Source organism: Nocardioides sp. (genome assembly GCF_036274455.1).
In the GTDB taxonomy this organism is placed as follows: Bacteria; Actinomycetota; Actinomycetes; order Propionibacteriales; family Nocardioidaceae; genus Nocardioides.
Genome location: NZ_DASUFR010000234.1, coordinates 1 through 11,400, shown reverse-complemented (window position 1 = coordinate 11,400; position 11,400 = coordinate 1). Strand labels below are relative to the sequence as shown.

Below are 11,400 nucleotides of genomic sequence, written 5' to 3'. Positions count from 1 at the left end.
CTGCCCACCGGCTTCGCCGACGTGAAGGTCATCGGCAACATCTCCGAGGCCACCGCGGTCGACTTCGCGCCCGACGGTACGGCGTTCGTCGCCCTCAAGACCGGCGTCATCAAGTCCTTCGACTACGACAGCGCGACCGGCCGGTTCGAGGGCAACGCGACCTCGACCAACTTCGCCGACCTCAGCGTCAGCGTCGACAACTACTGGGACCGCGGGCTGACCGGCATCGCGCTCGACCCGCAGTTCGGGACCGACGGCCACAACTTCGTCTACGTCAGCTACACCTACAACCGCGACCCGCGCGACGACCCGCCGATCGTGCCGAAGTGGGGCACGCCCGGCGAGCAGTACGACGACTGCCCCAACCCCGCGACGACCGAGCCGCCCACCGCGGGCTGCGTGGTCATGGACCGGGTCACGCGGCTCAGCGCGGTCAAGCACGCCAACGGGTGGGAGATGACCGGTGCCGAGAAGGAGCTGCTGGCCAGCGGCTGCTTCCAGTTCGGCAGCCACGCCTCCGGTGACGTGGCCTTCGGCCCCGACGGCTTGCTCTACGCCAGCGCCGGTGACGGCGCGAGCTTCGACACCCTCGACTACGGCCAGTACGCCAGCCCGTGCTCCGACGACCCGCCCGACGAGGGCGGCTCGCTACGGTCGCAGGACTACCGCAGCCCCAACGACCCGCTCGGCGTCGACGGCTCCATCGTGCGGATGAACCCGGACACCGGGCTCATCCCGACCCAGGCGACGGCGAACCAGTGGCTGGTCGCCTACGGCCAGCGCAACCCGTGGCGGCTGACCTTCCGGCCGAAGGCCGACGGCAGCGGCCTCTCCAACGAGCTGTGGTCCGGCGACGTCGGGGCCAGCAAGTGGGAGGAGGTCAACCGGATCCCCGACGTCACCAGCGTGGCCGCGCCGGTCAACCGGGGCTGGCCCTGCTACGAGGGCAGCTGGACCGGCTCGCTGGTCCAGGAGGGCTGGGACGCGCTCGACAAGCCGCTGTGCGAGAACCTCTACGCCGAGGGCGTCGGAGCGGTGGCCGCGCCCTACTTCAGCTACGAGACGCGCGGCCCGCTGCTGACGCCGGGCGAGGACTGCCAGAACGAGACGTCGTCGGTGTCCGGCGTGGCGTTCGGCTCGGCGCTGAGCAACTACCCGGCGGCGTACAAGGGCGCGATGTTCTTCTCCGACTACGCCCGCTCGTGCGTCTGGGTGCTCGGGAAGAAGCCGAACGGCGACCCCGACCCGAGCGTCATCCACCCGTTCGTCCAGGCCGCCGAGACCCCGGTCGACCTGGTGACCGGGCCGGGCGGCGACCTCTACTACGTCGACTACGGGCTCGACGACGCCGGCGTGCCGACCGAGAACGCCGCCGGCGTGCACCGCATCGTCTACACCGGCGGCAACGCCGCCCCCACCGCGAGGATCGTCGCGGACCACACCTCCGGCACTGCTCAGCTCATGGTGCACTTCGACGGCACCACCTCCACCGACCCCGACGGCGACCCGCTGACCTACGCCTGGGACCTCGACGGCGACGGGGCCCACGACGACTCCACTGCGGCGAAGCCGGCCTGGCAGTACGACGTCGGCACCTACACCGTCGGGCTGCGCGTCGACGACGGGCACGGCCACACCTCGACCGCCACTGTGCAGATCCAGTCCGGCAACACACCGCCGGTGCTCGGCACGGTGACGCCGGACCCCTCGCTGACGTGGGCGGTCGGCCAGACGATCGGCTTCTCCGCCACCGCGACCGACGCGCAGGACGGCGCCCTGCCGGCGTCGGCGTACAGCTGGAACGTCGCGATCCGGCACTGCCCCAGCGGCGTGTGCCACACCCACAGCCTCACCACGTTCTCCGGCCCGACCGGCAGCTTCGCGGCTCCGGACCACGAGTACCCCTCGCACCTGCTGCTGACCCTCACGGTCACCGACAGCGGCGGGCTCAAGGCCACCAGGACGATCGAGCTCGACCCCAGGACCGTCGACCTTGCCTTCGCGAGCGCACCGGCCGGCGCGACGGTCACGGTCAACGGCGACGATCACGTGGCGCCGTACGCCGAGACCTTCATCCAGGGCTCCCGGGTCACCATCACCGCGGCGTCCACGCACGGCACCGGGACCTTCGCCTCGTGGTCGGACGGCGGAGCCCGCTCGCACGAGCTGTCCGCGCCGGCGACGGCCACGACGTACACCGCGACCTACGCCGTCACCACCCCCAACACCGCGCCGACCGTCACGCGGCTCACGTCATCCCCCGGGGGCGGCTTCCACGTCGGCCAGACCATCGGCTTCGACGCCGCGGCCACCGACCCCGACCAGCAGCTGCCCGACACGGCGTACTCGTTCGTGATGCAGCGGCAGGACTGTGCCGGCTGCGCGCGGGTCGAGGTGCGGCGCTGGGACCACGTGGCCAGCGGGCGGTTCGTCGTGCCGCCGATGCCGGCCGGGTCGCACCTCCAGCTCGTTGTCACGGTGACCGACGACCAGGGCGCCATCGGGACGATGGAGCTGCGGCTCGACCCGCAGCTGGTGACACTGACCGTGCGGACCAGGCCCCGGGGGCTCGACGCGGTGGGCCGGCACTCCGTGCAGCTCGTCCGCGGCGCCACCGTCGAGGTCAAGGCCCGGCGGTCGGTGCGCAGGCACGGCGTGCGCTGGGTGTTCGTGCGCTGGTCGGACGGCGGCGCGCGCAAGCACCAGGTGACGGTCTGGGATCCGAGTGTGATGCTGCGTGCGATCTACCGACGGGCCCGATGAGCCCGATGAGCCCATGAGCCCCATGAGGAGGCGCTCGATCATGCAACGACGTCGCACCCGGCTGGCCGGGGTGGCCGCCCTGGCGCTGGTCGCCACCTGCCCGGCCGCCGTCGCGAGCACGCAGGCCTCGGCCGACCCGGGTGGACCGGGCGCGCGGCTCGTCCACCGCGCCGCGGCGGCGAAGGTCACGCTGCCGGCCGGGTTCCACGACACCACCATGATCGGCGGCATCTCCGAGCCGGTGTCGGTCGCCTTCGCGCCGGACGGCACGGCGTTCATCGCCCTCAAGACCGGGGGCATCAAGTCCTTCGACTACGACCCCGCGAGCGGGCAGTTCGAGCCCGCAGCGACGTCGACCGACTTCGCCGACCTCTCGGTGGAGGTCGACAACTACGGCGACCGCGGACTGACCGGCATCACGGTCGATCCGCACTTCCCGGCGCGCCCCTACGTGTACGTCAACTACACGCTCAACGCCGACCCGCAGGACCCCGGGACGGTCCCGGCCTGGGGGACGCCCGGCATCGCCTACGACAACTGCGGCCCCGACGACTCCGACGAGGCGACGCTGTCCCCGCCCACGCGCGGCTGCCCGGTGCTCGACCGGGTGTCCCGGCTCACCGCGGAGCACACCGCCCTGGGCTGGACGATGGCGCCCGGCAGCGAGCACGTCCTGGTGGAGGACGGCTGTGCGCAGTTCTCCAGCCACTCCTCCGGTGACGTGCTGTTCGGCCCCGACGGCAAGCTCTACGCCTCGGCCGGCGACGGCGCCAGCTTCCGCGGCGCGGACTGGGGCCAGGCCAACGATGCGAGCTACCCGGAGGGGCCCGCGTGCCCCGGCGACCCGGTCAACGAGGGCGGCTCGCTGCGGGCCCAGGACCAGCGCACGTCCGGCGACCCGCTCGGGATCGACGGCACGATCTTCCGGATGGACCCGGACGCCGGGCTGAACCCCACGCAGGCGACCGCCGGTCAGTGGCTGGTGGCGATGGGCCAGCGCAACCCGTGGCGGCTCACCTTCCGCCAGGGCCGCGAGCAGCTGTGGAGCGTGGATGTCGGGTCGTCCAACTGGGAGGAGATCAACAGGCTCGGCGACGCACCCACGACCAGCCTCGTCAACCGCGGCTGGCCCTGCTACGAGGGCGCCGGCGGGCAGTCCGTGGTCAACCCCAGCTGGAGCATGCCGGCCGGCATCAATACCGTCTGCCAGGGGCTCTACGACGCCGGCCCGGGTGCGGTCCAGCCGCCCGTCTTCAGCTACCGGACCCGCACCGGGGCCACGCCGCTCACGCCTGGCGAGAGCTGCCCGGCCAACCGCTCCTCGGCCATGTCGGGCATCGCCTTCACGCCACTCGGCACCAACTGGCCGGGCGGCTACCAGGACGCGCTGTTCTTCTCCGACTTCCTGCGCGGCTGCATCTGGCGGCTGGCCAAGGACGCCAACGGCCAGCCCGACCCGTCGAGGGTCCAGGTGTTCGCCCAGTCCGCCGGCGCACCGGCCAAGCTCGCCGTCGGGCCGGACCGCGACCTCTACTTCGTCGACTACGGCTCCTTCACCAACGGTGAGTACAACGCCGGCTCGGGCGGCATCCACCGGATCTCCTACGCCGGCGCCACCCGGCTCGAGCTGAGGTCGTCACCGGGGAAGGTGAAGATCAAGGTCGACGGCAAGCGCCATCGCACGCCGTACCGCTCGGCCTTCGACCCCGGCACCGTCGTGAAGCTGGTGGCGCCGAAGGTCTTCGTCAAGCACGGCGTCCACTACGTGTTCAAGAAGTGGAAGGGCGTCCAGGGCAAGGCGAAGAAGAAGCGGAAGCTGCGGCTGACCGTGGCCGAGCAGCCGATCAGCCTGAAGGCGGTCTACAGGCGGGCTCGCCGGTAGCTGGGGACGACATCCGGTGCGGCGCGGACTGTTGACAACCGCTCACGCGTACCGCGCGGCGGCCTCGGCGGCCCGGGAGCCGTAGCCGCCGCCGAAGAGCGCCGCGTGGACGAGCAGCGGGAACAGCTGGTGCAGCGCCACCCGTTCCTCCCAGCCCTCGGCGAGCGGCGCGGCCTCCTGGTAGGCCTCCAGGACCCGCGGCAGGTGCGGCAGACCGAACAGGGCCAGCATCGCCAGGTCGACTTCGCGGTGGCCGCCGTACGCCGCCGGGTCGACCAGCCAGACCCGGCTCTCCTGGCCCCAGAGGACGTTGCCGTTCCAGAGGTCGCCGTGCAGCCGGGCCGGCGGCTCCTCGGGCAGCAGTGTCGTGAGCTTGCCGATCACCCCCTCGACCAGCCCGGCCTCGACGTCGCTCACCGCGCCCCGGTCGCGGGCGAGCTTGAGGTAGGGCAGCACCCGGCGGACGGCGTAGAACTCCGCCCACGAGTCGCACGGGCTGTTGGGCAGCGGGAGCTTGCCGATGAAGCCGTCGGACTCGCCGCCGTACGACGGGGCACCCGCGGCATGGGTGGCGGCGAGCGCCTCGCCGAACGACGTGGCTGCGTCGGGCGAGACCTTGCCCGGCTCGACCCAGCGCAGGATCAGGCACTCCTCGTCGACGCCGAGCACCTCGGGCACCGGGACACCGCCCTGGGCCGAGGCCTCGCCGAGCCAGCGCAGCCCCTGGGCCTCGGCCGCGAAGAACCCGGGCGGCGGGTGGGAATGGGTCTTCATGATCGCGGTGGTGCCGTCGGAGAGCCGCAGCTTGGTCGCCGACGAGGTGTCCCCGCCGGCCAGCGGCGCGGTGGCGACGACGGCCGCGCCGAGCAGCTCCTCGGCGTGCCTGGCCACGACGGGCTGGCGGGTCATGTCCTCGGGGTGCTCACGCGTCGGAGCCGGGGTCGCGGAGGCCGGGCAGCCGCTGCAAGGCGGAGACGAGGACGGCACAGGTCCGTTCGACCATCGCCAGCACCTCCTCGAAGCCCTGCGGCCCACCGTAGTACGGGTCCGGAACCTCGCGACCCGGTTCGACGGGGTCGTAGTCACCGAACAGCCGCACCCGGTCCGGGTCCACATGACCACCCGATGCCGCTGTGACGCGGCGTACGTCGGCCAGGTTGCGGGCGTCCATCGCGAGCACCAGGTCGTTGGAGACCAGCCACTGGGGCGCGAACTGCTGCGCGCGGTGCGCCGAGGGGTCGAAGTCGTTGGCGCGCAGGACCGCGGCCGCGCGCTCGTCCATCGGGTCGCCGATGTGCCAGTCGCCGGTGCCGCAGCTGGAGACGGTGACCCGGCCGGCCAGCCCGGCGTCGTCGACGCGCTGGGTCAGCACGACGTCTGCCATCGGGGACCGGCAGATGTTGCCCAGGCAGACCATCGCGATCGCGTAGTGCCCGGGCGTGCGCGGAGGGGGGATCGCCGGGCTCAGCGGGCCTCTCCGATCACGCCGTCGACGATCCACGTCACCACGGTGATCACGATCGCGCCCCCCACGGCCGGCCAGAAGCCCTCGACATGGAAGCCGATGTCGAGCTTGTCGGCCAGCCAGCTGGTGAACTTGAGCATCGCCGCGTTGATCACCAGCAGGAACAACCCGAGCGTGACGATGATCAGCGGGATGGACAGGATCGTGAGGATCGGCTTCACGAACGACGTCACGACCCCGAGGATCAGGGACACGAGCAGCAGCGGCACCAGCTTGTGCCTGATCTCCTCGCCGCCGTGCACCGGCCCGTCGAAGTAGATGCCGTCGATCAGCAGGGCCGCGGCCGCCACGGCCACGGCCGTGGTCACCAGCCAGCTCAGTAACCGGATCACGGGCCACAGTGTTTCAGGTCAGCGTTCAGGTCAGCCCAGTGCTTCAGGTCGGCCCGGTGGTGGGGGCGGTCAGGTCAGGTCGAGCGCCTCGACGATCTGGACCTCGGCGTCAGCGAGGTGCTGGACGAGGAAGGCGTGGGCCCCGTCGATGTCGTCCTCCTCGAGCAACCGCACCAGGGCCGCGTGGGAGCGCGCCTGGTCATGGGCGTTGCGGCGGATCCGGTCGACCTGCGCCAGGGCGAGCTTGAGCTCGACCACGAGGTTCTCCTGCATCGCGACCAGCCGGGGGGAGCCGGTCAGGCCGACCAGCGAGACGTGGAAGGCGAGGTGGCGCTCGTTGAGCTCCTGGTAGGACGCGTTGGCGTCGATGGCCGAGATGTACTCGCCGAGCGTCGAGTGCACCCGGGCGCGCTGCTCGTCCGAGGCCGTCGGCCAGCTCCGGACACCGGCGCCCTCCAGCACCAGCCGCGCCGCGCACACATCACGCACCGAGTCGGCCTCCGGAGTGGCCACCGCGACCCCACGGTTGGGCTCGCGGGTGGCGAGCCCCTCGCCGACGAGAACCGTGAGCGCCTCCCGCACCGTCGGCCGGGAGACCCCGAGCGAGGCCGCGATCGCGACCTCACGCAGCGGCGTCCCGGACTCGAGCTCGCCCTCGAAGATCGCCCGCCGCAGCTCCTCGGCGACGCGGTCGACGGTCGAGGCGTGCTCGAGGTGGAGCGTGCCGAACGGCAGCTGCTCGGTGCGGGCCTGGCCCATGGATCCATCCTCGCCCTGGTGGTTTGCGGGTGTCGCCCTCCGTGAGTGAGACTAGTGAATGTCAGATTGTCTGACAATCTTCGCGCTCACACCTGCTCAAGGAGGGGAACACATGTCGCTGGCCTGGGGCCGCCACTACGTCATGGTCGAGCCGGCCCACTTCCGGGTCGACTACGTCATCAACCCCTTCATGGATCCCGGCGAGCAGCCCGACCGCGACCTCGCGCTGGCGCAGTGGCGCACCCTCGTCGAGACCATCGAACGGGTCGGCGGCACCGTGGACGTGATCCCGCAGCGGCCGGACGCTCCCGACATGGTCTACGCCATGAACCTCGGCCTCGCCGTCGCGCGGCGCCGCGGGGACGGCGGCCTCGAGCCGCACGTGGTCATGTCACACATGCGCTACGAGCAGCGTCGGATGGAGACCGCCTCGGCCCAGCCGTGGTTCGCCGGCCACGGGTACACGACGTCGTACGTCGGCCGGCACGGCATCGGCGCCCACCTCGAGTCCGGCGACGTCTTCCCGTGCGGCGACGCCCTGGTCGCCGGGTTCGGGCCGCGCACCGAGGAGCTCGCGCTCAAGCACCTCGCCGAGGGGCTCGGTGTGCGCGTGCGCGGCCTGCGCATCACCCACCCGGGGATGTACCACCTCGACCTCGCCTTCTGCCCGCTCGACGACCGGCGCGCGATCGTCTGCCCGGACGCGCTCGACCCGGCCTCCGCGGACACCCTGATGGCGCTGGTGCCCGAGCCGCTGGTGCTCACCGAGGAGGAGGCCCTGACCACCTTCGCGGCCAACTCGATCGTGGTCCCCTCCGCCACCGGCGGCCCGGCCACGGTCGTCATGCCGGCCGCGCCCGACCACGTGCGGGCCCGGCTCGAGGGTTGGGGGTTCGCGGTCGAGCTCGTCGACGTCTCGGAGTTCCACAAGGGCGGCGGCTCGGTCCGCTGCCTGACCAACCCGGTGGACATCCAGGTGGGCCGCGACCTGCCCGGGGTCCCGGGTGGCGCGGTGGTGCCGCCGCCGGTCTGAGCCGGCGCCGGGGGCCTCCCTTGTAACTGACCGTTCAGCCATCTGGCATGCGGTTGCAACGGCATGGCAGATGGCTGAACAGTCAGTTACAAGCCGCTGCGGTCAGCGGGGAGTCGTGGTCCCGACGTCCTGCCGCCGGTCTCGGTCGCGGCTGACCCGGGGCTCGGCGACGCTTGTAACTCCGTGTCAGGTCCACCAGGCCAGTGTTCGACCACCGACCCAGTGGACGTAACACGGAGTTACAAGCCGCTCAGCGATGCGGCAGCGGGTGCCAGCGCCACGTAGTTTCGAACCATGTTCCCCGTCGGCGGCGTGGGCGTCATGCTCCTGCTCATCGCGGTGGCCGCCCTCGTGGCCGCGGCGGTGGCGGCTGCGCTCGCGCGCCGCTTCGGATGGCAGTGGGCCGCGCTGTTCGGCCTGCTTCTCCTCTCGCTGGCGGCGATCGGGGTGCTCACCCTGATCCCGGCGAACGGCGCCCCGGGCATCGTCTCGGCCGAGGGGCGGCTCGACCACTGCTCGTGGGACATCGGCGGTCCGGCGCCGGACGGGTTCTGGATCCTGCCGGGCGGCCAGCGGCTGCTCAACACGGCGGTGTTCGTGCCGGCCGGCATGCTCCTCGTGCTGGTCGCGGCCCGCTGGAGGTCGGCGTGGGTGACCGTCCCGCTGGGGCTGGCCGCACTGGCCGGCTACTCGGTGCTGATCGAGCTGACCCAGCTCGAGGCCGCCCGGATCGACCGCGCCTGCGACGTCACCGACGTCATCGACAACGTCACCGGGGCGGTGGTGGGTGTGCTGATCGGGATCGCGCTGCTGCCCGTCGTGCGCCCCTGGCGGTTCGGTCGCGCGACGACGAGTCGCGAGCCGGTGGCCAGCCGGCGCTGAGGTGCCGCCGGCCTACGAGCCGGCCGTGAGCACCCACCGCACCGGGTGGTCCGGGTCGGTCTCGTAGCGGCACTCGGTGCCCGTCCGCGGTGACGTGGCCGTGATGGGTGCAGGTGCAGGCGTCGCAGGGCAGGCCGCGGAAGTACGGCGCCACGTCGAGGTCCTGCTTGAACGTCTCGAACGAGACGGTGTGGTCGCCGAGCTCCGCGTAGCGGCCCTCCACGACATCGATGTCGATGCCGACCGGTGTGGTCGAACGGGATGCACTGGGCATCGGGTCCTCCTCGGGTGGATGGTGTTGCTGTCACCCGGGAGGCGTGAGGTCCGGCGTCACGGTGTGACCCAGAGGTATGACTGGATGGTTCGGGTGCGGGTTCAGAACCCCGTCCGCCCGCGGCATAGGTTGGCCCGGTGACCGGTCCGAAGCCTCGCCCCAACGTCGCGGCGATCCCCGCCTACGTCGCCGGCAAGCCGCCGACGGTGCGGCCCGGGATGACGTCGTACAAGCTCTCCTCCAACGAGAACCCCTACCCACCGCTACCCGGTGTGGTCGAGGCGGCGCACCGTGCGGTCGAGGTGATGAACCGCTACCCGGACATGGGCAACACGGCGCTCTACGAGGCGCTCGCCGCGCGGCTGCAGGTCCCCGTCGGCGACCTGGCCGCGGCCACCGGCTCGGTGGCGCTGATCTACCAGTTGCTCACCGCGTTCTGCGAGCCGGGCGACGAGGTGGTGCACGCGTGGCGCTCCTTCGAGGCCTACCCGATCGCGATCGCCGCGGCCGCGGCGACCTCGGTCCCGGTGCCGGTGGACGCCGACGGCCGGCACGACCTCGACCGGATGCTCGCGGCCATCGGGCCGCGCACCCGCTGCGTCATGGTCTGCACGCCCAACAACCCCACCGGCCCGGCCGTCCGCCAGGCCGAGCTCGACGAGTTCCTGGCCCGGGTCCCGGACGACGTGCTCGTCGTGGTCGACGAGGCCTACGTCGAGTTCGTCCGCATGGACGACAAGGTCGACGGGATCGCGACCTACCGCGACCGCCCGAACGTGGTCGTCTTCCGGACGTTCTCGAAGGCCTACGGCCTGGCCGGCTTCCGGGTCGGGTACGCCGTGGCCCAGGCGCCGGTCGCGGCAGCGCTGCGCGCGGTGTCGCTGCCGTTCGGCGTCTCGGGCGTCGCGCAGGCCGCGGCCATCGCCTCGCTCGACGCCGAGCCCGCCCTCCTCGAGCGGGTGGACGCGCTGGTCGCCGAGCGCGACCGGGTGCAGTCCGGCCTGGCCGACGCCGGGTGGAAGATCCCCGAGGCGCAGGGCAACTTCGTCTGGTTCGGGCTGGGGGAGCGCACCGCCGACTTCGCTGCCGCGGCCGACGAGCTCGGCATCGTCGTGCGCCCGTTCGCCGGCGAGGGCGCCCGGGTCTCGATCGGCGAGGTCGAGGCGAACGACCGCGTGCTGGAGCTCGCCCGCAGCTTCGAGACGGGTCGCACGGCCGCGCGCTGACGCGGGGTCCTACCGACCCTCCTCGCCCTCCTCCCTGGTCAGGGTCGGAGCAGGCGCGGACCCCGCTCGCCTCCCCACTCGGACGTCCGCGCCGACCCGCTGGCCCGGTCGGCGACTGCCTGTGTCAATGGGCCAACAGGGCCATGGCGGGGCCCGGTGCCGCTCCCTAGGGTGCCCGTGGGGGGGAGCAGGTTCAGGGCACGTCCAGGGCAGGTTCGGGGACTATCGAAGGGGAAACAGACACCCATGACACGAAGCACGCCGCACACTCCTCGTCTGGCGGCCAAGGTCGCCGTCGCGACCGCCGGGCTCGTCGGCACGGCGCTCAGCGTCGTGGCGACCGCGGCCCCCGCACATGCCTCGGCCCCACCCGGGCCGCCGACGTGCGTGACGTCGTTGACGACCGTCTCCAACGGGACTCCGACGGCGATCCCGACCGGTCCCGCCGTGGTGACCTCGCAGGTCTCGGTCGCCGGTGCGGGCAAGTACCTCACCGACGTCGACGTCGTCACCGAGCTGCTGCACACCTTCGCCGCCGACCTCGACGTCACGCTGACCTCTCCGGCCGGAACCGTGGTCACCATGACCACGGACAACGGCGCGGGCAACGACAACGTGTTCGACGGCACCCGCTGGGACGACGACGCCAACCCGGGCGGCCAGCTGCCCTACACGACCAACGACGGCCTGGTCACCGACTCGGCGTACGTGAACCTGGTGGCGC

Annotated in this window: 10 protein-coding genes; 6 read left to right on the top strand and 4 right to left on the bottom strand. The window is 72.1% G+C overall.

Translation table 11 applies throughout. The features are described 5' to 3' along the window. Positions 1–2,763 (top strand): PKD domain-containing protein (locus tag VFV89_RS22295; RefSeq protein WP_329708183.1); only part of this gene is annotated, 2,763 nt, incomplete at its 5' end. A 40-nt stretch (positions 2,764–2,803) separates the two neighbouring features. Beyond that, positions 2,804–4,645: a PQQ-dependent sugar dehydrogenase gene (locus VFV89_RS22290; protein WP_329708182.1), complete on the top strand. Its 1,842-nt coding sequence runs from the start codon at positions 2,804–2,806 to the stop codon at positions 4,643–4,645. Positions 4,646–4,687: 42 nt separating this feature from the next. Here the strand turns inward: VFV89_RS22290 and VFV89_RS22285 are convergent, their stop codons facing one another. The 4 genes from VFV89_RS22285 to VFV89_RS22270 all read right to left on the bottom strand — a co-directional run bounded on the left by VFV89_RS22285 (position 4,688) and on the right by VFV89_RS22270 (position 7,261). Further along, a complete protein-coding gene (locus VFV89_RS22285; protein WP_329708181.1) occupies positions 4,688–5,554 on the bottom strand; it encodes a fructosamine kinase family protein in 867 nt (288 codons plus the stop codon). Between the two features lie 13 nt (positions 5,555–5,567). Beyond that, a complete protein-coding gene (locus tag VFV89_RS22280; protein WP_329708180.1) occupies positions 5,568–6,146 on the bottom strand; it encodes a low molecular weight protein-tyrosine-phosphatase in 579 nt (192 codons plus the stop codon). Beyond that, a complete protein-coding gene (locus VFV89_RS22275) occupies positions 6,110–6,502 on the bottom strand; it encodes a phage holin family protein (protein ID WP_329708179.1) in 393 nt (130 codons plus the stop codon). The genes VFV89_RS22280 and VFV89_RS22275 overlap by 37 nt, the downstream gene beginning before the upstream one ends. 69 nt (positions 6,503–6,571) lie before the next feature. Continuing rightward, complete coding sequence (locus VFV89_RS22270; protein WP_329708178.1) at positions 6,572–7,261, bottom strand: GntR family transcriptional regulator; 690 nt, start codon at positions 7,259–7,261, stop codon at positions 6,572–6,574. Positions 7,262–7,373: 112 nt separating this feature from the next. Between VFV89_RS22270 and VFV89_RS22265 the strand changes: the two genes are divergently transcribed. From VFV89_RS22265 to VFV89_RS22250, 4 genes are all read left to right on the top strand, one after another. Then, a complete protein-coding gene (locus VFV89_RS22265) occupies positions 7,374–8,294 on the top strand; it encodes a dimethylarginine dimethylaminohydrolase family protein (RefSeq protein ID WP_329708177.1) in 921 nt (306 codons plus the stop codon). Positions 8,295–8,588: 294 nt separating this feature from the next. Continuing rightward, positions 8,589–9,176: a VanZ family protein gene (locus VFV89_RS22260; RefSeq protein WP_329708176.1), complete on the top strand. Its 588-nt coding sequence runs from the start codon at positions 8,589–8,591 to the stop codon at positions 9,174–9,176. A gap of 411 nt (positions 9,177–9,587) precedes the next feature. After that, positions 9,588–10,676: a histidinol-phosphate transaminase gene (hisC, locus tag VFV89_RS22255; protein WP_329708175.1), complete on the top strand. Its 1,089-nt coding sequence runs from the start codon at positions 9,588–9,590 to the stop codon at positions 10,674–10,676. Between the two features lie 246 nt (positions 10,677–10,922). Next, the coding region (locus VFV89_RS22250) for a proprotein convertase P-domain-containing protein (protein ID WP_329708174.1) at positions 10,923–11,400 on the top strand (478 nt) is incomplete at its 3' end.

Excerpts from the sequence above, each read along its gene's own strand:
- VFV89_RS22290 (WP_329708182.1), top strand. The coding sequence starts at position 2,804 with ATGCAACGACGTCGCACCCGGCTGGCCGGGGTGGCCGCCCTGGCGCTG.
- VFV89_RS22285 (WP_329708181.1), bottom strand. The coding sequence starts at position 5,554 with ATGACCCGCCAGCCCGTCGTGGCCAGGCACGCCGAGGAGCTGCTCGGC.
- VFV89_RS22270 (WP_329708178.1), bottom strand. The coding sequence starts at position 7,261 with ATGGGCCAGGCCCGCACCGAGCAGCTGCCGTTCGGCACGCTCCACCTC.
- VFV89_RS22265 (WP_329708177.1), top strand. The coding sequence starts at position 7,374 with ATGTCGCTGGCCTGGGGCCGCCACTACGTCATGGTCGAGCCGGCCCAC.
- VFV89_RS22260 (WP_329708176.1), top strand. The coding sequence starts at position 8,589 with ATGTTCCCCGTCGGCGGCGTGGGCGTCATGCTCCTGCTCATCGCGGTG.